Annotated in this window: 13 protein-coding genes and 1 CRISPR repeat array; of the genes, 8 read left to right on the top strand and 5 right to left on the bottom strand. The window is 33.9% G+C overall.

Going from position 1 to position 24,602, the window contains the following annotated elements:
- Positions 1-5 precede the first annotated feature (5 nt).
- A complete protein-coding gene (locus QM746_RS12980; RefSeq protein WP_414984620.1) occupies positions 6-656 on the top strand; it encodes a DUF1349 domain-containing protein in 651 nt (216 codons plus the stop codon).
- A 108-nt stretch (positions 657-764) separates the two neighbouring features.
- On the opposite strand, the gene QM746_RS12975 is transcribed toward QM746_RS12980, so the two are convergent.
- From QM746_RS12975 to ligA, 5 genes are all read right to left on the bottom strand, one after another.
- Entirely contained in the window at positions 765-1,223 is a 459-nt protein-coding gene (locus QM746_RS12975; protein WP_414984619.1) for an ester cyclase, read from the bottom strand.
- A gap of 76 nt (positions 1,224-1,299) precedes the next feature.
- A complete protein-coding gene (locus QM746_RS12970; protein ID WP_414984618.1) occupies positions 1,300-1,896 on the bottom strand; it encodes a methyltransferase family protein in 597 nt (198 codons plus the stop codon).
- A gap of 42 nt (positions 1,897-1,938) precedes the next feature.
- A complete protein-coding gene (locus QM746_RS12965) occupies positions 1,939-2,361 on the bottom strand; it encodes a Fur family transcriptional regulator (RefSeq protein WP_414984617.1) in 423 nt (140 codons plus the stop codon).
- 17 nt (positions 2,362-2,378) lie between these two features.
- Positions 2,379-3,569, bottom strand: coding sequence for a hypothetical protein (locus QM746_RS12960; protein WP_414984616.1), 1,191 nt, complete (start codon positions 3,567-3,569; stop codon positions 2,379-2,381).
- An 18-nt stretch (positions 3,570-3,587) separates the two neighbouring features.
- A complete protein-coding gene (ligA, locus tag QM746_RS12955) occupies positions 3,588-5,597 on the bottom strand; it encodes an NAD-dependent DNA ligase LigA (protein WP_414984615.1) in 2,010 nt (669 codons plus the stop codon).
- 143 nt (positions 5,598-5,740) lie between these two features.
- On the opposite strand from ligA, the gene QM746_RS12950 reads away from it, so the two are divergent.
- From QM746_RS12950 to cas2, 7 genes are all read left to right on the top strand, one after another.
- Complete coding sequence (locus QM746_RS12950) at positions 5,741-6,046, top strand: GIY-YIG nuclease family protein (RefSeq protein WP_414984614.1); 306 nt, start codon at positions 5,741-5,743, stop codon at positions 6,044-6,046.
- Positions 6,047-6,629: 583 nt separating this feature from the next.
- Positions 6,630-7,697, top strand: a complete 1,068-nt coding sequence (locus tag QM746_RS12945; RefSeq protein WP_414984613.1) for a T9SS type A sorting domain-containing protein — start codon at positions 6,630-6,632, stop codon at positions 7,695-7,697.
- Between the two features lie 403 nt (positions 7,698-8,100).
- A complete protein-coding gene (locus QM746_RS12940) occupies positions 8,101-8,310 on the top strand; it encodes a helix-turn-helix domain-containing protein (protein WP_414984612.1) in 210 nt (69 codons plus the stop codon).
- 437 nt (positions 8,311-8,747) lie between these two features.
- Complete coding sequence (locus tag QM746_RS12935; protein ID WP_414984611.1) at positions 8,748-9,431, top strand: DUF6266 family protein; 684 nt, start codon at positions 8,748-8,750, stop codon at positions 9,429-9,431.
- Positions 9,432-10,135: 704 nt separating this feature from the next.
- Complete coding sequence (gene cas9 / locus QM746_RS12930) at positions 10,136-14,512, top strand: type II CRISPR RNA-guided endonuclease Cas9 (RefSeq protein WP_414984610.1); 4,377 nt, start codon at positions 10,136-10,138, stop codon at positions 14,510-14,512.
- 7 nt (positions 14,513-14,519) lie between these two features.
- Entirely contained in the window at positions 14,520-15,413 is an 894-nt protein-coding gene (gene cas1 / locus QM746_RS12925) for a type II CRISPR-associated endonuclease Cas1 (protein ID WP_414984609.1), read from the top strand.
- 51 nt (positions 15,414-15,464) lie between these two features.
- Positions 15,465-15,803 carry a CRISPR-associated endonuclease Cas2 gene (gene cas2 / locus QM746_RS12920; protein ID WP_414984608.1) on the top strand — a complete coding sequence of 113 codons (339 nt, stop codon included), beginning with the start codon at positions 15,465-15,467 and terminating at the stop codon, positions 15,801-15,803.
- Positions 15,804-15,949: 146 nt separating this feature from the next.
- Positions 15,950-24,542: a CRISPR direct-repeat array (repeat unit 47 nt; unit sequence GTTGTTGTGTATCCCAAAGATACTGAAAAATGAAAGCAATTCACAAC).
- Positions 24,543-24,602 lie beyond the last annotated feature (60 nt).

Raw genomic sequence — 24,602 nt, 5'->3', positions numbered from 1 at the left:
TAATAATGAAAAAAATAATATTTACATCTCTTGTTTTATTAACTTTTCTTGAAGGTTTTAAAGCTCAATCATTAGAAAAAATGACTTGGTTCAACGAGCCTTCTCAGTGGGAAATCAAAGACAAAAAACTCACCATGATGGTAACGCCACAAAGCGATTATTGGCGAATTTCGCATTATGGTTTCACGGTAGATGATGCGCCATTTTACTATTCAACGTATGGTGGAGAATTTGAAACTAAAGTCAAAATAACAGGCGATTATAAAGCCAGATTCGACCAAATGGGATTGATGCTAAGAGTTGATGCTCAGAATTACATTAAAGCAGGAGTAGAATTTGTAGATGGTAAATTCAATCTAAGCACCGTTGTTACTCATAAAACCAGTGATTGGAGCGTAATTACTTTAGAGAAAGCACCTCCTTTTGTTTGGATAAAAGCGGTGAGAAGATTAGATGCCGTAGAAGTGTTTTATTCTTTTGACGACAAAGAATATATCATGATGAGAAATGCTTATTTGCAAGATAATACGCCGGTTCAGGTTGGGCTTATGGCTGCTTGTCCTGATGGGAACGGATTTAAAGCAATATTCGAGAATTTTACAGTAAAACATCTTCCAGACCAACGAAGATTAGACTGGCTGAAGAAAAATCAATAAATACAAAATTATTTCAAAAAGTGTCATTCTGAGGAACGAGTAATCTAAATTATAAAATTGAGATTCTTCACATCATTGCATTCTGTTCAGAATGGCACTTTTTTGGTTTTAAAACATAGGATGATCGTTTGCAGACTTTTCAGGAACTATTTCGTGAACGTCCCAATGTTCTGCAATTTTTTTATTCTCAATTCTGAAAATATCAATTATAGATTGTAATTTGCCATCAGGTAACACTTCTTTGATATGAAGAAAAACTAAATCGCCTTCCGCAGCGATATGTTGTACGTCTATTTTTGTTTTTGGAGCATCTTTAAGCCATATTTTTACAGCGTCTTCAAAAGGTTTTGCTCCGTCTGCAACTTCAGGGTTATGTTGAATGTAGGTAGGCAAAAGATAGTGATTAATATTCGTGAAATCTTTATCTCCGAATATCTTTTGGTAAAAACCTGTAACTAATTTTTTATTGTAATCTAGTTCAGATTGTGATACTTTTTTGTTTTGAGCAGAAAGTCCTGTAGAGAAAAACAGTAAACTGAATAATGCAACTGCAATAGTTTTTTTCATAGTAGAAAATTTAATAATGATTAATAATCAGGCAAAGATAGTTAAATGTAATAATATTTGTTACATTTTATCCTACTTATAGTAATCGATTTGTTTTTTCAAAATAATCCAGATATTTTTCGCTGTGTTGTCTATAGAGAAATTCTTCTTCCAATCTTATCTGAACCTGAATCAAAACGTAGCCAAGAATCAGAAATAATAGAGAAACTGCATTCGGTGTAGCCAAGAAAAGTCCTACCAAGCTCACAATCATTCCCAAGAAAACAGGGTTTCTGGAAATTGAGAACAACCCCGATGTAATTAACTCCGTTTTCGTATCGTTGTCAATGCCAATTCTCCATGAGTTCTTCATTTGATTCTGAGCAACAATCGTCCAAACCAAAGCTAATAGCATTAATGACGCTCCAACAAATTTTAGTAATTCAGCATCAAAAAAATCAATAGGAAGAAAGCAACTTTCTGACAAAAACGAAAACAAAATAACATACCCGAAAATCCCAACTAGACATAGTTTAAAGTAATTTCCAACTAATGCATAAGCGCTTTCGTCTTTAGGCAAAACCAAAGGATTTTTCTTGATTCTTCTGGCAATAATAATCGTCTTTGCAACAAAAGAAATCCCGAAAAACAAGATAAAATAAATGGGTAAAAAGATTTTGATGAATAATTCCATAGCTGATTTTTCTGCAAAATTAAAACTGTGGAAAGTGCAATACTATTGCAAAGTTTCGTTGAGACAGTTTTCGCAAATGCCTTTTGCAAAAAAACGAACTTCATCTATTCTTAAGCCGAGATTCGGGTTGTCAGCAAACGTTACATTTTCTTTACAGGTCGTCTGTTTACAGATTTTGCAGTAGAAATGCAGGTGTCTGTCGTTGTGCGTATTTTCATTGCAATCGTCCTCGCAAAGTCGATATTTTGTGGTGTTGTTTTCTTGAATACTATGAACAATTCCTTTCTCTTCAAAGGTTTTCAGCGTTCTGTAAATCGTGATTCTATCGGCGTTTTCAAACTGATTTTCAATCTCCGACAAAGACAAAGCCACATCCTGAGAATCCAAAAAATCATACACCAAAATCCGCATACTCGTCGGTTTGGTATTCTTGTTCATCAGTTTATTTTCAATCTCATTTCTCATCAGGAAACTAAATTTTATTATTTAGTCATAACCGATTTCCATTGGTCAATTCTTTTTCTTTCTTGCTCTAGGTTATAATAGCAGGATGAAGTTTTGACGTCTTGATAGAAATCGACCATCTCTTCTGTTTCTTGTTCATTGTATCCCATTAGTTTCAAACGTCTTCTGATTTCCGGAACAAAATCGGGTGTCAGAACATTTTCCCAACCTGTTTTTTTGATATGCATTTCTATCGGCTTGTAAAAGACGATTCCTGTAAAAACATCTTGATACAGAAGTTTGTCGGTTATCCAGCCATTGGGTGTTGCATCAAAGGTTTCCATTCCAAAGGGGGTTTGTTTAAGATTAAATCCGGTATCGGTCCTGTTGGTGGATTCGAAAGCATAATCCCAAGTTCCGTCTTTTATAACAGTATAATCTTTCCAGTTGCTCGGGTGTCCCATTCCCATTAGATAAACGGATGCTACTTTTTGTCCGAGTTGTTCTTGCAGATATCTTCCAAAATTATTTCTTATTTCCTTTTCAGAGTAATGGGTGTCTTTTAGATAGCCGTGTCTTGTATTCATTATAACAAGCGCTTTCTTTTTGTTGTTTCTCTTTTTCTGTATTTCGTTAAACTGGTTCAGAAAGATTTTTGCCATTATAGAATCACGCTTTTTTAGCTCTTCACTTTTGTCAAATCTATTGTATTCCTCAATAGTATTAACATCTTTCCAATCAAAGGCTAAGTCGCAAGGATACAGGTTGACCTTGTCTTTTTTGTTGTTCTGATTCAGAGTATATAACTGTTCCAAAAGCCATGGGAAGCTGTAGTAAGTCCAGAGATGATTATAATCGATGGATTGGTATAATTCGATGACCTTTTGTTTCATCTCGGAATTACTGAGTCTGGAAGAATTTAAAAATCGATTGATATCATCCCGTTTGTTTGTAACTCCAACTTCCGTGTAAACTGCTCCAATATTTTTAATAAAATAAGGGTCAGATATAATACTTAGAAACAAGTTGTATTGTTCAATGTCTCCGTGATGTCTTTCCGTGAGGATGACAACATCGTGATTTTTGAATAGGTTAAGAATATAATCTTTTGCCGAAGTATTTTGTTTTTCTAAAAAATCAACATAAGTCTTGATTTTTTTCTCGTTCTCCTGAGAATGGCAAGTCCCACTAAAAAATATTAAGAGAATGATTTTTAAGATTGTTTTCATTTTTTATTAATGAGTAGGTTAACTATTAATCAAATCCAAAAACTGTTGCTCATCTAGAATTGTAATTGTACCAATGTCCTGCGCTTTTTTCAGTTTGCTGCCTGCTTTTTCGCCTACAACCAAATAGTTGAGGTTTTTAGAAACCGCCGAAATATTTTTTCCGTTGTGTTTTTCTACCATTTCTTCCGCTTGTTCTCTTGTGAAAAGCGACAGTTTTCCTGTGAAAAGAAAGGTTTTGCCTTCCAAAGCATTGCTTAATACTTCATTGGTGTTTTCGCCTTTTTCCAGTTGTACGCCATAGTTTTTCAGACGTTCTATCATCAATAGATTCTCAGGGTTTTTGAAGAATTCAGTAATAGAAATTGCAATTTTTTCGCCAATATCTTCTACCTGACAAAGCTCTTCTACCGAAGCATTTTTAAGTTCTTCAATCGTATTGAAATTCTTTACCAATTTCTTGGCAACGGTTTCGCCAACGTGTTTTATGCCTATTCCGTACAATACTTTTTCAAAAGGTATTTGTTTAGATTTTTCAACGCCATCAATAATATTTTGAGCCGATTTTTCTGCCATTCTTTCCAATGGAAGCAATTGTTCTTTGTTGAGTGTATAAAAATCTGCACAGTTTTCTATCAGTTTTTCTCTATACAATTGTTCTATGGTTTCGCTTCCCAGATTTTCAATGTTTAAAGCTTTTCTAGATACGTAGTGAATCATTCTTCCCACAACTTGAGGCGGACAATGCGTATCGTTCGGACAGAAATGGATGGCTTTGTCTTCTATTTTTACCAATTCTGTTCCACATTCCGGGCAGTTTTTGATGTATTCAATCGGTTGTTGAAGTAGCGTTCTCTTCTCCAAATTTACCCCTACAATCTTCGGAATTATTTCTCCGCCTTTTTCTACATATACAAAATCGCCATCGTGTAAATCTAGTTTTTTAATGATGTCTTCGTTGTGCAAACTCGCCCTTTTTACGGTAGTTCCTGCCAATAGAACAGGTTTCAGATTCGCAACCGGAGTAATGGCTCCCGTTCTTCCTACTTGGTAAGAAACACTCAATAGTTCGGTTTCTACTTTTTCGGCTTTAAATTTATACGCCATTGCCCAACGAGGAGATTTCGCGGTATAACCCAATTGTCTCTGTTGTTGCAACGAATTTACTTTCAGTACAATACCATCGATTTCAAAAGGCAGATTGTGGCGTTCTTTGTCCCAATAGTTGATGAAATTCTTTACATCATCCAATGTTTTGCAAAGTTTCGCTTGGTCTTCCGAGACTTTAAAACCCCATTTTTTTGCTTTTGCCAAAAGTTCCCAATGCGTTGTTGTGGGAAATTCCTCTGCAATGTATTGATAAAGCACCGCCGAAAGTCCACGTTTTCTTACTTCCGCCGAATCTTGCATTTTCAAACTTCCAGAAGCAGTATTTCTGGGATTCATAAAGAGGTCTAAGCCTTCTTCTTCTCTGGAATTGTTTATTTTTTCAAAATTCTTCTTGGTCAAATAAATTTCACCCCTAATAAAAAAACGGTTTGGGAAATCGCCTTTCAGTTTCAAAGGAACATCAGAAATAGTGCGCACGTTATTGGTAATTTCGTCTCCTTGGAAACCATCACCTCGGGTTACCGCTTCTTTTAGTTCGCCATTTTCATACAAAATAGAGATAGAGGCACCGTCGTATTTTAGTTCGGCTACAAATTCTACTTCTTCGTTTTCTACGGTTTTTAAGATTCTGTTTTCCCAATCTTCAAGGTCGTTAAAGTCATAAGAATTGTCCAAAGAATACATTCTAAATTGATGTTGTATGGTAGGGAAATTCTTAGTTATGCCACCACCAACACGCAAACTAGGCGAATTGGCATCGTAAAATTCTGGATGCGCTGTCTCTAGCTCTTGCAATTCTTTTAGCTTAGCATCGAATTCAAAATCCGAAATACTAGGTTCGTCTAGGATATAATAATTGTAATTATGCTGATGAAGTTCTTCTCTTAGCGCTTCTATTTTTTGTTGAATATTGTCTGGCATCTTTTCCAAAATGATTTAAGCAAAAATAATTAAAATAGTTGGAATTTTTATCTTTTGATGAAACGGTGGTTTCGGTGGCTTCGGCTCCGCTCAGTCACCGAAGCCACATATAAAATATTTCACTATTTTTAAGAAAAAATATTATGAAAGGTTGGATGTATATTTTGGAATGTAATGATGGCAGTTATTACACTGGAAGTACTAATAATCTGGAACTTCGTTTGCAGGAACACAGTAATGGTGAAGGCGCGAATCATACAAAGAAGAGACTGCCTGTAAAGCTGATTTATTTTGAGGAATTTGATAGAATTGATGAAGCTTTCTATAGAGAAAAGCAAGTGCAAGGCTGGAGTCGTAAAAAGAAAGAGGCTTTAATGGATAATTTGACTGATGAACTGAAAAGGCTCGCAGAATGTATGAATGAAACACATTGTAGAAATAAGACTTAGTTTTCTGGTTTTGGTGGTTTCGACTCCGCTCAGTCACCGAAATCACCGAAACCAAAGCCATTGATTTAATTTAGATTCAACGGTACTAATGGTTGAGTACAGATACGGTGGCTGAGCGGAGCCGAAGCCACCGAAGTGAATACAAAAATTAAAACGGTGGCAGAACACCGTCAGAACTTCTGCGAACGAAGTTTACAAATTTTTTACAATACTGAGCTTTTTATAATACAGGTTTTTACTTTTAATGAATAATCTCAATTAATTTTGATAATGCACTACGGTTTTTCTAATATATTCTAAAATAATACATTGAAAGTTGTATAACTTTTTCATTACAAGTTGTTTAGTGTAATGATTGAAAAAGTGTAATTTTTTAATACTCTAACGTACAATAAATTGTTTATATATTTCTTTGACGCTATGTAGTTGATAATGAGTGAAAACCATTTTTATAAAGGGGTTTTAGCAATAATACCTTAGAAAATAAAGGTTTTTTCATGGGGAAAGTTCTACTTTTGCACAAAAAACTAAAATATTGTTTTAACGGTGCTATACTGAAAATTATTAATTTAAAATTAAATACATGAGAAAATTAAACTTTTTGAAGCCTTTGGCTTTTATGATGATGTTGTTATTAGGATTTATTGCTACGAAAGCACAAAGTACAACAAAGATTAATTCTTATTCCCCCAATTACCCACAATGTGTGGCAGTTGATAAATTAGGAATGGTTTATGCTATAGATGAAAATGGAGTTATTAAGAAAATGAATTCTAATGGGAGAAATGAAGTTTATTTAGGTCTTGGAAATTTTGTTTCTCCTTCAGGAATTGAAATAGATGCATCAGGAAATATTTATGTAATAGATGAACAAAGTATTAAAAGAATGGATTCTACAGGAAAGAATGTAGTGACATTAGCAAGTGGATTTACTTCACTTAGTGCTATGGCTTTGGATTCATCAGGTAATATCTATTTAACAGATAACAATACAGTAAAAAAAATGGGGCCTAATGGGGAAAACATTACTACCTTAAGCAATATCGGTGGCTTTGATATAGCTCTAGATCCTTCTGGAAATATTTATTTAGCGGAGAGTGGTACTAACAGAATTCTAAAGTTGGATTCTAATGGAGGTAATTTAACAGTTATATCAAATGGTTCTAGATTTACTGGTATTTCTGGTTTGTCAGTAGATTCTTCGGGGAATATATTTGTGGTAGATAGAGGTATTCCAAACGGAAATCTTAGAAAATTAAATTCGAGTGGAGTTGAATTGGCGTATATAGATGTATTCAGAAATCCAACAGGAGTAGCGGTAGATAATTTTGGTAATGTTTATGTATCTGATATTGATTATGAATTTTCAGATAGTGGAATTTACAAAACTACAGGCTTAAGTAGTACGCTTTCTACTACTAATGTAAAACAAAACTCTTTTGCCCTTTATCCTAATCCAGCTAAAGATTTTGTTACCCTAAATAATCTTACAAAAGGTTCTGAAGTTTCTATTATTGATATGAACGGTAAACTTTTGTTCAAAACTAAGGCTGCAGATACTGTACTTACCATCAATACTTCATCTTTTGCTAATGGTGTTTACTTGGTGAAAGTAAATAATAACGTAAGCAAACTTGTAGTTGCAAAATAAACTTTTAGAAATAATTAATTAAATAAAGATAGACTGTCTCAAATGTGAGATAGTCTATTTTTTTTATTCTTCCATTCAATAATATTTACTTTTTTTTGAAAAATTAATTTAAAGATAATACATAAAAATAGCATTTATGTTGATTTTTTGGTGATTTATTATTTATATAAAAAGAGTAAAAAGTATGATTTTTGCTTGTTTCATTTCTTTATAAAACCTCATTAATAGGGCTTTTTATGGTTTTATAAGGTTTAAAGAAAAGGATATTTGTTTTTTCAAAATTATTTTTTTATAATTGTAACAATAACTAATGACTAATGAAGCCAATGAACTGATTATCGGATTTTTATAACTATAAACCGTAAAACCATATTGAATTATTGATAATTAAAAGTTTCTAAATATGTCTCAATCACGAAAACCAACCAAAAAGCAAACTGAACCTCTTTTTTATGATAATGCAGATATGAAAAGACTTTTTCATATTAGTGATAAAACCTTACAGCGTTTGCGTCTTTCAGGACAAGTTCCTTTTGTAAAATTCGGAAATAAGTATCTGTATCCCATTAAGTTTTTTCAAAATTTAGCAGACCGAAGTTTCCTTTACCAGTAATAATTGGAGTAAAGGTCTTTATAAATCCCGATGTTACCCATCGGTAATTTCACTGTGTTTCTAAGCGTACCGCCTAGTTACCAATATCTCCATTCACATTTCACCTATTCACCATTCACTCATTCACTCATTCACCATTCACCATTCAACATTCACATTTCACCTATTCACCATTCACTCATTCACCATTCACTCATTCATCATTCTCCATTCGCTCATCCTCCCACTTTTCTTTTGGTCTTCTTCGGAAAAGCACCCTTTTATCCGAAGAGCACCCGAAGGATTATCGAACAACATCCGAAGAAAAGTCGAAATAAGGTGGTCAAATCTGGACAAACATGGACAAACATGGACAAAAGTGGACAAGCGTAGTCAAAGGTGGACAAATCTGGTCAAAACTGGTCAAATAACGCAGGGTAAGTGTTTGGTATTCAGTTGTGTTATATCTTTGGGTAATCATTCTAAAAAAAAAATATAGTATGGCAGAAATTAAAAAAGGAATCCTAGGTGGATTTTCGGGAAAAGTAGGCCCTGTAGTAGGTGCCAATTGGCGTGGTAAAGACATTATCCGCAGTACACCCAAATCGTCTTCCAGACCGAAGACTGATAAACAAGTGGTGCAGCAATTGAAGTTTAAAACAGCAATTGCTTTTTTAACTCCGTTGCGCAATATTCAAAGTCGGTTTTTTGGAGCTGATGTTGGCGTAAAGTCTAGAGTGAATTTGGCTACTTCTTATTTCATCAATAATGCGGTAGAGATAGAAGATGACCTTCCTGTGGTGGTGTATAATAAAGTGCTGATTACCAAAGGCGACTTGACGGGTTTTCAGGTGCTGGAAGCAGTAGCTGAGGCAGGTGCTAAACTGAAATTTACATGGCAGAATAACGCCATACAAGGCAATGCTTTGGCTACCGACAAAGTGAGTGTAGTATGCTATTTTGAGGAAACAGGGACTTTTGAAATGTTCGAAGAAATAGCAGCAAGAAGTGAAGCCACCGTAAGCGTTACCTTGCCTAGTGCCTATGCAGGGATGGAGACGCAGGTGTATGCTTATCTCAACAACGAATTGCAAACCCAAGCCTGTAACAGTGTCTATCTGGGGGCAATTGCACTTCTCTAAAAAGGTCCACTCGAAAGAGTGGATTTTTATTTTAGGAGTAGCGGTGGTTTCGGCTCCGCTCAACCACCGTGTCTGTTCTCAGCCACCGCATCTGTTTTCAGTCGCCGTGTCTGTTTTCAGTTACCGAAGTTAAAGTTTTGTTTAGATACAGTATTAAAACGGTGGTTGAGTGGAGCCGAAACCACCTGTTTGTTTTCAGTCACCGCATCTGTTCTCAGTTACCGAAGTTAAAGTTTTGTTTAGATATAGCATTAAAACGGTGGTTGAGCGGAGCCGAAACCACCGTGTCTGTTTTTAATGGATATTGTGAAATAACAGAACATGCAAAATACTCTTAATTATGGACAAGAGGCAAACCAAATTCTTAAATTCAAGTGGTTTGTATTTATTTTTTTAAAGAGCTTGTAAAACGTTCAACAGGATGTATAGGTATAAAAAAAAGGCGAGTTGCCCCACCTTGAATGTTTTAGCTCGTATGTTTTTTATATTTTTTTTAAAAGGAACTCGTGAAACATTTGGACATAAAAAAACCTCCTGATTATGGACAAGAGGCGACCCAAATGTTTTCACAACGGAATAATCCTTATTGTGAATTGCTTTCGATTTCAAAGGTAGAAATAAAAAAAATAATACGTTTACGGTTTTCCGTATTTTTCTTAAAAATATTCTTTTTAAATTTATAAATTATTTAAAAACTGGTATTTATGAAAACAATTTTAGGACTAGATCTCGGAACAAATTCTATAGGATGGGCGTTGATTAATCAAGACTTTGCAAGCAAGGAAGGAAAGATTCTCGGAATGGGAAGCAGAATTATCCCGATGGATGAAGGAGAGAAAGGCAAATTTGCTGAAGGAGCATCAATTTCAAAAACAGCAGATAGAACAAAATACAGAGGTGTTCGTCGCCTTCGAGAAAGATATTTGCTACGTCGTGAGCGATTACATAGAGTTTTAAATATTATTAAGTTTTTACCAGAACACTTTGCCAATGAGATTGATTTTGATAAACGTTTTGGGAAATTCAAATCTGACAATGAACCTAAAATAGCTTATAATACTGATGGTTTTGTCTTTAAAAACTCTTTTGAAGAGATGCTTTCTGACTTTAAAACATATCAACCTCAAATTTTAAAAAATGAAAAAGACGAAGATAAATTAGTTCCTTATGATTGGACAATTTATTATCTGCGTAAAAAAGCTCTATCTCAAAAAATAGAAAAAGAGGAGTTGGCTTGGCTTATTTTAAATTTTAATCAGAAGCGTGGGTATTATCAGCTGCGAGGCGAAGAGGAGGAAGAAAACCCTAATAAATTAGTTGAATTCTACTCTTTGAGAATTGTAGAGGTTACAGCAGATGAACCACAAAGAGGGAAATCTGACATTTGGTATTCTCTTACTTTAGAAAACGGATGGATTTATCGCAGAGCAAGCAAAACGCCTTTGTTTGATTGGAAAGATAAAACCAGAGATTTTATTGTAACCACAGATTTGAATGATGATGGTAGTATAAAAAAAGACAAAGACGGAAGTGAAAAAAGAAGTTTCCGTGCACCTGCTGAAACAGATTGGACTCTTGTAAAAAAGAAAACAGAACAAGAAATCGATAATTCTCATAAAACCGTAGGAACTTATATTTACGATACTTTGCTACAGAATCCTAAACAGAAAATCAAAGGTAAATTAGTAAGAACGATTGAAAGAAAATTCTATAAAGCAGAGCTGAAACAAATTTTGGAGAAGCAGGCAGCATTTCATTCTGAGTTACAAAGCGATGATTTGTACAATGATTGTGTGCGTGAATTGTATAAAAATAACGAAGCTCATCAACTGACATTAAGCAAAAAGGATTTTGTACATCTGTTTCTGGAAGATATTATCTTTTACCAAAGACCTTTGAGAAGTCAAAAATCGTCTATCTCCAATTGTACATTGGAGTTTAAAAAATATGTAGATAAAGATGGAGTTGAACATACACAATATCTAAAAGCGATTCCGAAGTCAAATCCATATTATCAAGAATTTCGTATCTGGCAATGGATATATAATCTTAATATTTACAGAAAAGATGATGATTCTAACGTTACAAAAGAGTTTCTTAATTCTTATGAGGATTTAGAAAATCTATTTAAGTTTTTAGATGAGCGAAAAGAAATTGAACAAAAGGCATTGCTGAAATTCCTTTTAGAACAAAAAGACTTTAAAGGAAAATTATTAACGGCTGAGATAGAAAAGTATAGATGGAACTTTGTAGAGGACAAAAAATATCCTTGTAACGAAACCAAAACAATGATTTCTACAAGGCTAAGTAAAGTAGATAATATTGCAGATGATTTTTTTACAAGAGAAATAGAGCAGCAGATTTGGCATATCATCTATTCGGTCAATGATAAAATTGAATACGAAAAAGCTTTAAAGTCATTTGCTAGAAAAAATAATTTGGATGAAATCTCTTTCTTCGAAGCTTTCAAAAAATTTCCACCATTTAAAAATGAATATGGTTCTTTTTCGGAGAAAGCGATTAAGAAACTTTTGCCTTTGATGCGAGTAGGAAAATATTGGAGCTATGACAATATTGATGAACATTCAAAAGCAAGGGTTGATAAAATCATTACCGGAGAATATGATGAAAACATCAAAGATAAGGTAAGAGAAAAAGCAATTAATCTGACGACTGAAAGTCATTTTCAAGGTTTGCAATTGTGGTTGGCTCAATATATTGTCTATGGAAGACATTCTGAAGCTTCGATCATTGGTAAATGGAATTCGGCAGATGATTTAGAATTGTTTTTGAAAGAGTTTAAACAACATTCGCTACGCAACCCGATTGTAGAGCAAGTTATCACGGAAACCTTGCGTGTGGTAAAAGATATTTGGGTGCAATACGGGAAAGGGGCAAAAGATTTCTTTAGTGAAATTCATATTGAGTTGGGTAGAGAAATGAAAAATACTGCAGAAGACCGTAAAAAAATTACCAATCAAGTTACAGATAACGAAAATACCAATCTGCGTATCAAAGCTTTATTAGCCGAAATGATGAATGATGCTAATGTTGAAAATGTGCGCCCCTACTCACCAATGCAACAGGAGATTTTGAAAATCTATGAAGATGGAGTGTTAAATTCTGACATTGAAATTAATGATGATATTCTGAAAATCAGTAAAACGGCTCAGCCGAGTTCTACAGACTTGAAAAGATACAAACTTTGGTTGGAGCAAGGCTACAAATCGCCTTATACAGGACAAATTATTCCTTTAAATAAATTGTTTACTCCAGAATATGAAATAGAGCATATTATTCCACAAAGCCGATATTTTGATGATAGTTTTAGTAATAAGATTATTTGCGAATCCGCTGTCAATAAATTAAAAGACAATTATATAGGATTGGCGTTTGTCAAGCAGTTCCACGGAACGATTGTAGATTGTGGTTTTGGAAAAACAGTTAAAATCTTTGAAGCTGATGAATATGAAGAGTTTGTAAAAAAGCATTATGCTAAAAACAGAAGTAAAAAGGCAAAATTGCTGTTAGAAGAAATACCTGAGAAAATGATTGAGCGCCAGATGAATGATACTAGATATATCAGTAAGTATATCTCTGGAGTGCTTTCTAATATTGTGCGTGTTGAAGACGGTACAGATGAGGGGGTAAATTCTAAAAATATTGTACCAGGAAATGGCAAGATTACTACTGTTTTGAAGCAAGATTGGGGCTTGAATGATGTTTGGAATGATTTGATTCTGCCTCGTTTTGAGAGAATGAATCAATTAACAAACTCAACAGATTTCACCGCTTGGAATGAAAATCATCAAAAGTTTTTACCAACTGTTCCAATCGAATTATCTAAAGGTTTTTCTAAGAAAAGAATAGACCATCGCCACCACGCTATGGATGCTTTGGTGATTGCCTGTGCGACAAAAGAGCATGTTAACTATATGAATAATGAATATGCTTTAAGAAAAGGCAAGTCAAAAGATGAAAAACAAACACTTAGATATGATTTAAGAGCTAATTTATGCTATAAAAAATATAATGATGACTCGAAAGAAAACTATAAATGGAGTTTCAATAAACCATGGGCAAACTTTACAGTTGATGCTAAAAATAGTTTAGAAAATATTGTGGTTAGCTTTAAACAGAACTTACGTGTTATTAATAAGGCTACAAATTACTTTGAGAAATATGTTGAAAAGGATGGTGCGAAAACTAAAGAAAGAGTAGCGCAAACAGGCATAAATTGGGCGATAAGAAAGTCTCTGCACGAAGAAACAGTTTCTGGAAAAGTTGATTTACCTTGGGTTAAACTTGGGAAAAATGAAATAACGACAGCAACGAGAAAGTTTTTGGATACAAGTTTTACATCTGAAAAAATTGGTAAGATAACGGATACTGGAATTCAAAAAATTCTTTTTAAGTATCTTGAATCTAAGGATAATAATTCAGAAGTTGCATTTTCTCCAGAGGGGATAGATGATTTAAATAATAATATCAATCAATATAATGATGGAAAATATCATCATCCAATAAGTAAAGTTAGAATTTATGAGAAAGGAAAAGGTAGATTTGTTTTAGGTCAGAAAGGAAATCGAGTTAAAAAGTATGTACAAGGAGCTCCAAATTTATACTTTGCTATTTATGAAGATGAAAATAAAAAGAAGGTGTATGAAACTATTCAATTAGACATTGTGATTGAAAGATTAAAACAAGGATTATCTGCAGTGCCGGAAAGAAACTCTGACGGTTTTGTATTAAAAGAAACTTTAACACCTCTTGATTTAATATATATACCAACTATTGATGAAATTGAAAATTCATTGGTAATAGATTTTAATAATTTAAATACTAATCAGATTAAAAGATTGTTCAATACAAATGATTTTTCGGGAGTAACAGCATACTTCAGCCAAAATTCTTTTGCTAAACATATATTTCCAAAGGAAATGGATTTAAGTTGGAACGAAAAAAAACAAAAACTATCAGGATCTTTTGATTCTAAAACAGCTTCCTATGAAAAGAGGTCAATAAAAGATACTTTTGTTAGGCTGAAAATTGACCGTCTAGGTAACATTTCAAAAGCATGAAGTTCTTATGATCACCCGCTCCATCTACATTGGCAATCCTGCTTATCTCAAACTTAAAGATGAGCAGATGAAAATACTTTGCCCCGAGACCAAGGCAGAAAAAGGAAGTATTCCTGTAGAAGATTTAGGATTGTTGATGTTGGATCATTTTCAGATTACCCTTTCTCATCAACTCATTCAAAAGATGATGGGAAACAATGTAGTGGTGGTAAGTTGTGATGCACATCATCTTCCACATGGTATTATGTTGCCTTTGTATGGTCATACAGAGCATTCGGATAGGGTAAAAGATCAATTGGAAGCCAGCGAGCCTCTAAAAAAACAATTGTGGAAACAGACTGTAGAATGCAAGATTGAAAATCAAAAAGAAGTATTGTTGAGGTTAGGCAATTATTACGAACCGATGATTGATTATCAAAAAAATGTAAAAAGTGGAGATATTACCAATATGGAAGGCATTGCGGCGCAGCATTATTGGAAATATCTCATCAGTCTTGATTTTCTGAGACAAAGGTTTGGAGATTCGCCCAATCAATTTTTTAATTTTGGATATGCTGTCTTAAGGAGTATTGTAGCAAGAGCTATTGTGGAAACAGGATTGTTGCCAGTGCTAGGAATTTTTCATAAAAACAAATACAATCCTTATTGCCTTGCTGATGATTTGATGGAACCTTATCGTCCGTTTGTAGATCAATTGGTGATGGATTGGTTAATTCTGCATCCTGATTCTGAAGAGCTGACTAAAGAGTTTAAAGCTCATGTTTTGCAAATTGCTACCAAAGATGTAAGAATTGACGAAAAAACAAGACCTCTAATGGTGGCGATAAAAACAACAACTTCTTCTCTGTACAAATGTTATACGGGTGAAAAAAGATTGATTTCTTATCCTGAATTAGTATAGTCAGAAGAAATACATTTTATTTTTTACGTTGTACATTTTACAAATAAAAATATGAACGCCGAAAGGTTTAATGCCTACCGAATTATGTGGGTTTTAGTATTATACGACCTTCCAACGGAGACCAAAACTAATATGCGGGATGCTAATAAATTCCGTAAAGGGCTTATTGATGATGGGTTTACGCTTTTTCAGTTCTCTATGTATGTACGGCATTGCCCAAGTAGAGAGAACGCAGAGGTACACATTAGAAGAGTAAAAATGATGCTGCCCAAAGCAGGAAAAGTTGCCATTATGTGCATAACAGATAAACAATTTGGTGATATTGAAATCTTTTTCGCTCGAAATAAAGAAGAACCACCACCAACCTTTCAACAGCTTGAACTTTTTTAGCAACCCGTCACTGCGAGGTATGAAGCAGTCTTTTCGATAGAAAATAAAAATCTCATTAAAAGTAATATGCAAGTTAAGAAATGAATAGAAAAGTAAATTCTAAAATAACAATAAACCCTCTGAAAAACAGAGGGTTAAATTTTGAGGTTGTTGTGTATCCCAAAGATACTGAAAAATGAAAGCAATTCACAACTTGGCATTGCACCACCCATGAGCCATCCACGTTGTTGTGTATCCCAAAGATACTGAAAAATGAAAGCAATTCACAACCACGACTTTGAAGCGTTGTTGAGGAGCATTGTTGTTGTGTATCCCAAAGATACTGAAAAATGAAAGCAATTCACAACACAATTAACAAATTACTGTGAAAACAGTAAGTTGTTGTGTATCCCAAAGATACTGAAAAATGAAAGCAATTCACAACTTAAGACTTGAAAAGAATAATTGTACCAAAGTTGTTGTGTATCCCAAAGATACTGAAAAATGAAAGCAATTCACAACGAGCGAAGCGGAAGAAACGCGCTGAGAAAGGTTGTTGTGTATCCCAAAGATACTGAAAAATGAAAGCAATTCACAACCATTCCGCTCTTATAGGGTGGTAATATGGTGTTGTTGTGTATCCCAAAGATACTGAAAAATGAAAGCAATTCACAACTGATGTACCTTATTGGAAATATTCCGTTATGTTGTTGTGTATCCCAAAGATACTGAAAAATGAAAGCAATTCACAACGGTGGGGGTTCTATATACTTAATTTACAATGTTGTTGTGTATCCCAAAGATACTGAAAAATGAAAGCAATTCACAACTTAAAACAGTTCCAAATGCCCTCTAATATCGTTGTTGTGTATCCCAAAGATACTGAAAAATGAAAGCAATTCACAACGCATTTTGCATATACCGCAAGATTTTTTTAGTTGTTGTGTATCCCAAAGATACTGAAAAATGAAAGCAATTCACAACAATAATTTTTACGTGGTGGGTTTTATTTTAGTTGTTGTGTATCCCAAAGATACTGAAAAATGAAAGCAATTCACAACCATGGATAGGAGCTTTAGAAAACTTGCGCAGTTGTTGTGTATCCCAAAGATACTGAAAAATGAAAGCAATTCACAACAAAACTATCTGTTATTATGTGATAATGAATGTTGTTGTGTATCCCAAAGATACTGAAAAATGAAAGCAATTCACAACCAACTGCTACGGCACCAAACTTAGCAACGTGTTGTTGTGTATCCCAAAGATACTGAAAAATGAAAGCAATTCACAACAATAATGATATTAAGGTGGCAACCGCAATCGTTGTTGTGTATCCCAAAGATACTGAAAAATGAAAGCAATTCACAACAATAATGATATTAAGGTGGCAACCGCAATCGTTGTTGTGTATCCCAAAGATACTGAAAAATGAAAGCAATTCACAACAAACAAGAGGCACGGGAGTGCCATCTTTACGTTGTTGTGTATCCCAAAGATACTGAAAAATGAAAGCAATTCACAACGTAATGGAGCGATACAAAAAAAAAAGAAAAGTTGTTGTGTATCCCAAAGATACTGAAAAATGAAAGCAATTCACAACTCAATCCTTCAACGGGACAATCTACCGCTAGTTGTTGTGTATCCCAAAGATACTGAAAAATGAAAGCAATTCACAACCACTTGGAAAATAAGTATCACCAAAAACGTGTTGTTGTGTATCCCAAAGATACTGAAAAATGAAAGCAATTCACAACTATGTGCTGGCGTTCTATAACCAGAATTAAGTTGTTGTGTATCCCAAAGATACTGAAAAATGAAAGCAATTCACAACCACTAGCCAGAGTAAGGATGTTTGGCGGAAGTTGTTGTGTATCCCAAAGATACTGAAAAATGAAAGCAATTCACAACTGAATAGTGAGATTACAGTGGCAACCGCAAGTTGTTGTGTATCCCAAAGATACTGAAAAATGAAAGCAATTCACAACTAATAAACGTGTCTTCATGTTCTTGAATGCGTTGTTGTGTATCCCAAAGATACTGAAAAATGAAAGCAATTCACAACAAATAATGCTGCATACAATATAAAAATATTGTTGTTGTGTATCCCAAAGATACTGAAAAATGAAAGCAATTCACAACAATAATTTATACGGGGTGTGTTCTATAAATGTTGTTGTGTATCCCAAAGATACTGAAAAATGAAAGCAATTCACAACAAATAATGCTGCATACAATATAAAAATATTGTTGTTGTGTATCCCAAAGATACTGAAAAATGAAAGCAATTCACAACTAGCTGGAAAACCAAACCAACTTAAATCTAGTTGTTGTGTATCCCAAAGATACTGAAAAATGAAAGCAATTCACAACGGTAATAAACGTGTCTTCATGTTCTTGAATGTTGTTGTGTATCCCAAAGATACTGAAAAATGAAAGCAATTCACAACGGTAATAAACGTGTCTTCATGTTCTTGAATGTTGTTGTGTATCCCAAAGATACTGAAAAATGAAAGCAATTCACAACTAGCTGGAAAACCAAACCAACTTAAATCTAGTTGTTGTGTATCCCAAAGATACTGAAAAATGAAAGCAATTCACAACAAACATGTGGTACGGGAGTGCCATCCTTACGTTGTTGTGTATCCCAAAGATACTGAAAAATGAAAGCAATTCACAACCACTTGGAAAATAAGTATCACCAAAAACGTGTTGTTGTGTATCCCAAAGATACTGAAAAATGAAAGCAATTCACAACACATTTGTTCGTAGATGTCTATGAAGCCATGTTGTTGTGTATCCCAAAGATACTGAAAAATGAAAGCAATTCACAACGAAACGCCCGTGTCGCCGATACGGTCGCAAGTTGTTGTGTATCCCAAAGATACTGAAAAATGAAAGCAATTCACAACACATTTTATCTCTAATAGTCTCTTTTTTTTGTTGTTGTGTATCCCAAAGATACTGAAAAATGAAAGCAATTCACAACAATATTCAAATATAGTAATTTAATTTAATAGTTGTTGTGTATCCCAAAGATACTGAAAAATGAAAGCAATTCACAACTGATAAGCTCATCGGCATTGGCATCAGGAGGTTGTTGTGTATCCCAAAGATACTGAAAAATGAAAGCAATTCACAACACTATTCCAAGAAAAGAGCGTATATAAACCGTTGTTGTGTATCCCAAAGATACTGAAAAATGAAAGCAATTCACAACTGTTTTTCATTGAATTAATCCAATAGACAAGTTGTTGTGTATCCCAAAGATACTGAAAAATGAAAGCAATTCACAACAAATAGAACTTTCATCTAAAACAATACCAAGTTGTTGTGTATCCCAAAGATACTGAAAAATGAAAGCAATTCACAACCCAAGATACCAAGTTTAATTTTACTGTAAAGTTGTTGTGTATCCCAAAGATACTGAAAAATGAAAGCAATTCACAACAAGTTAGCAACTGAATGGGAGATAGAATGTGTTGTTGTGTATCCCAAAGATACTGAAAAATGAAAGCAATTCACAACTGTTAATTATCTTTAAATTGTTTTTCTAAAGTTGTTGTGTATCCCAAAGATACTGAAAAATGAAAGCAATTCACAACCATTGTTTTTTATTAATGTATTTATTGTTCGTTGTTGTGTATCCCAAAGATACTGAAAAATGAAAGCAATTCACAACGGTATCACTATCAAAACATAATTTAACTATGTTGTTGTGTATCCCAAAGATACTGAAAAATGAAAGCAATTCACAACGTATAATATTCTGATTCGTTAAATTCAAATGTTGTTGTGTATCCCAAAGATACTGAAAAATGAAAGCAATTCACAACACCAAGCTCCTCTGTAGATTATTTTCTATAGTTGTTGTGTATCCCAAAGATACTGAAAAATGAAAGCAATTCACAACACAATCAATAGAAACAACACAATCAATATCGTTGTTGTGTATCCCAAAGATACTGAAAAATGAAAGCAATTCACAACTGTATATTTGAAGTATGAAAAATGGGAGACGTTGTTGTGTATCCCAAAGATACTGAAAAATGAAAGCAATTCACAACAAGAATTGCGAATATTTGCCGAAACAATAAGTTGTTGTGTATCCCAAAGATACTGAAAAATGAAAGCAATTCACAACAACAAACTCTCTAGGCGTCATAAACTGTATGTTGTTGTGTATCCCAAAGATACTGAAAAATGAAAGCAATTCACAACGCCTTGAACAATGAAAGAATCGGCAGCGTCGTTGTTGTGTATCCCAAAGATACTGAAAAATGAAAGCAATTCACAACAAGCTTTAGCAGTTCTTTGTTTGAAAGTTCGTTGTTGTGTATCCCAAAGATACTGAAAAATGAAAGCAATTCACAACTTACCTTCTGATATAACTATGTGTTGGGTTGTTGTTGTGTATCCCAAAGATACTGAAAAATGAAAGCAATTCACAACAGTTTTAGAGGGTTTAATTTTTTAACAATTGTTGTTGTGTATCCCAAAGATACTGAAAAATGAAAGCAATTCACAACCTGGTGGGTTCTATAGACTATATTACTAGAGTTGTTGTGTATCCCAAAGATACTGAAAAATGAAAGCAATTCACAACAAACAAGAGGCACGGGAGTGCCATCTTTACGTTGTTGTGTATCCCAAAGATACTGAAAAATGAAAGCAATTCACAACAATAATGATATTAAGGTGGCAACCGCAATCGTTGTTGTGTATCCCAAAGATACTGAAAAATGAAAGCAATTCACAACGTAATGGAGCGATACAAAAAAAAAAGAAAAGTTGTTGTGTATCCCAAAGATACTGAAAAATGAAAGCAATTCACAACTCAATCCTTCAACGGGACAATCTACCGCTAGTTGTTGTGTATCCCAAAGATACTGAAAAATGAAAGCAATTCACAACCACTTGGAAAATAAGTATCACCAAAAACGTGTTGTTGTGTATCCCAAAGATACTGAAAAATGAAAGCAATTCACAACTATGTGCTGGCGTTCTATAACCAGAATTAAGTTGTTGTGTATCCCAAAGATACTGAAAAATGAAAGCAATTCACAACTGAATAGTGAGATTACAGTGGCAACCGCAAGTTGTTGTGTATCCCAAAGATACTGAAAAATGAAAGCAATTCACAACTAATAAACGTGTCTTCATGTTCTTGAATGCGTTGTTGTGTATCCCAAAGATACTGAAAAATGAAAGCAATTCACAACAAATAATGCTGCATACAATATAAAAATATTGTTGTTGTGTATCCCAAAGATACTGAAAAATGAAAGCAATTCACAACAATAATTTATACGGGGTGTGTTCTATAAATGTTGTTGTGTATCCCAAAGATACTGAAAAATGAAAGCAATTCACAACAAATAATGCTGCATACAATATAAAAATATTGTTGTTGTGTATCCCAAAGATACTGAAAAATGAAAGCAATTCACAACTAGCTGGAAAACCAAACCAACTTAAATCTAGTTGTTGTGTATCCCAAAGATACTGAAAAATGAAAGCAATTCACAACGGTAATAAACGTGTCTTCATGTTCTTGAATGTTGTTGTGTATCCCAAAGATACTGAAAAATGAAAGCAATTCACAACGGTAATAAACGTGTCTTCATGTTCTTGAATGTTGTTGTGTATCCCAAAGATACTGAAAAATGAAAGCAATTCACAACTAGCTGGAAAACCAAACCAACTTAAATCTAGTTGTTGTGTATCCCAAAGATACTGAAAAATGAAAGCAATTCACAACAAACATGTGGTACGGGAGTGCCATCCTTACGTTGTTGTGTATCCCAAAGATACTGAAAAATGAAAGCAATTCACAACCACTTGGAAAATAAGTATCACCAAAAACGTGTTGTTGTGTATCCCAAAGATACTGAAAAATGAAAGCAATTCACAACACATTTGTTCGTAGATGTCTATGAAGCCATGTTGTTGTGTATCCCAAAGATACTGAAAAATGAAAGCAATTCACAACGAAACGCCCGTGTCGCCGATACGGTCGCAAGTTGTTGTGTATCCCAAAGATACTGAAAAATGAAAGCAATTCACAACACATTTTATCTCTAATAGTCTCTTTTTTTTGTTGTTGTGTATCCCAAAGATACTGAAAAATGAAAGCAATTCACAACAATATTCAAATATAGTAATTTAATTTAATAGTTGTTGTGTATCCCAAAGATACTGAAAAATGAAAGCAATTCACAACTGATAAGCTCATCGGCATTGGCATCAGGAGGTTGTTGTGTATCCCAAAGATACTGAAAAATGAAAGCAATTCACAACACTATTCCAAGAAAAGAGCGTATATAAACCGTTGTTGTGTATCCCAAAGATACTGAAAAATGAAAGCAATTCACAACTGTTTTTCATTGAATTAATCCAATAGACAAGTTGTTGTGTATCCCAAAGATACTGAAAAATGAAAGCAATTCACAACAAATAGAACTTTCATCTAAAACAATACCAAGTTGTTGTGTATCCCAAAGATACTGAAAAATGAAAGCAATTCACAACCCAAGATACCAAGTTTAATTTTACTGTAAAGTTGTTGTGTATCCCAAAGATACTGAAAAATGAAAGCAATTCACAACTGTTGTAAAGCATTATAAAAAATATCTAGTGTTGTTGTGTATCCCAAAGATACTGAAAAATGAAAGCAATTCACAACCAAGTCCAAACGAAGCGAAAATTGCTCGGCGTTGTTGTGTATCCCAAAGATACTGAAAAATGAAAGCAATTCACAACAAGTTAGCAACTGAATGGGAGATAGAATGTGTTGTTGTGTATCCCAAAGATACTGAAAAATGAAAGCAATTCACAACTGTTAATTATCTTTAAATTGTTTTTCTAAAGTTGTTGTGTATCCCAAAGATACTGAAAAATGAAAGCAATTCACAACCATTGTTTTTTATTAATGTATTTATTGTTCGTTGTTGTGTATCCCAAAGATACTGAAAAATGAAAGCAATTCACAACGGTATCACTATCAAAACATAATTTAACTATGTTGTTGTGTATCCCAAAGATACTGAAAAATGAAAGCAATTCACAACGTATAATATTCTGATTCGTTAAATTCAAATGTTGTTGTGTATCCCAAAGATACTGAAAAATGAAAGCAATTCACAACACCAAGCTCCTCTGTAGATTATTTTCTATAGTTGTTGTGTATCCCAAAGATACTGAAAAATGAAAGCAATTCACAACACAATCAATAGAAACAACACAATCAATATCGTTGTTGTGTATCCCAAAGATACTGAAAAATGAAAGCAATTCACAACTGTATATTTGAAGTATGAAAAATGGGAGACGTTGTTGTGTATCCCAAAGATACTGAAAAATGAAAGCAATTCACAACAAGAATTGCGAATATTTGCCGAAACAATAAGTTGTTGTGTATCCCAAAGATACTGAAAAATGAAAGCAATTCACAACAACAAACTCTCTAGGCGTCATAAACTGTATGTTGTTGTGTATCCCAAAGATACTGAAAAATGAAAGCAATTCACAACGCCTTGAACAATGAAAGAATCGGCAGCGTCGTTGTTGTGTATCCCAAAGATACTGAAAAATGAAAGCAATTCACAACAAGCTTTAGCAGTTCTTTGTTTGAAAGTTCGTTGTTGTGTATCCCAAAGATACTGAAAAATGAAAGCAATTCACAACTTACCTTCTGATATAACTATGTGTTGGGTTGTTGTTGTGTATCCCAAAGATACTGAAAAATGAAAGCAATTCACAACAGTTTTAGAGGGTTTAATTTTTTAACAATTGTTGTTGTGTATCCCAAAGATACTGAAAAATGAAAGCAATTCACAACCCCAATATTGAGCGAAAAACTTTGCTTTAGTTGTTGTGTATCCCAAAGATACTGAAAAATGAAAGCAATTCACAACTTAAGCGCAGCGCCTAATCTGCCAGCAGTAGTTGTTGTGTATCCCAAAGATACTGAAAAATGAAAGCAATTCACAACGCTCAAATACATAGATAGCAAAGATTGAGAGTTGTTGTGTATCCCAAAGATACTGAAAAATGAAAGCAATTCACAACCCAATCTTCTTTAATAAGTTTGCCCGATAAGTTGTTGTGTATCCCAAAGATACTGAAAAATGAAAGCAATTCACAACATTGTTAAGTTGTTGTTGTTTTGTTTTTAGGTTGTTGTGTATCCCAAAGATACTGAAAAATGAAAGCAATTCACAACTGCCAGCTATTGACCATTACTTTGAGCTACGTTGTTGTGTATCCCAAAGATACTGAAAAATGAAAGCAATTCACAACGGTAGTAGTGAGACGCATTTAATTGATTTAGTTGTTGTGTATCCCAAAGATACTGAAAAATGAAAGCAATTCACAACAATTAGAAACAAAATCTACATGAACATTCGGTTGTTGTGTATCCCAAAGATACTGAAAAATGAAAGCAATTCACAACAGCGTAGGTAATCACATTTTAATTGACTTAGTTGTTGTGTATCCCAAAGATACTGAAAAATGAAAGCAATTCACAACTGCCTCCAATGGCGGATTAGATATTATTTTGTTGTTGTGTATCCCAAAGATACTGAAAAATGAAAGCAATTCACAACGAAATCATGTAATGGAGATTTAGATGGGTAGTTGTTGTGTATCCCAAAGATACTGAAAAATGAAAGCAATTCACAACAAAGCTAAAGGCGGTTTACCTCGTGATGCAGTTGTTGTGTATCCCAAAGATACTGAAAAATGAAAGCAATTCACAACTGTTTGGAATGAGCGGAGCTGTTGGTGGCTGAGCGCGGACAGAAAGTCTGCGAACGAAGT

It is taken from the genome of Cloacibacterium sp. (assembly GCF_047601505.1).
Classification (GTDB): Bacteria; Bacteroidota; Bacteroidia; order Flavobacteriales; family Weeksellaceae; genus Cloacibacterium.
The sequence above is the reverse complement of the archived record's forward strand: the minus strand, read 5'-3'. Positions and strand labels throughout refer to the sequence as shown.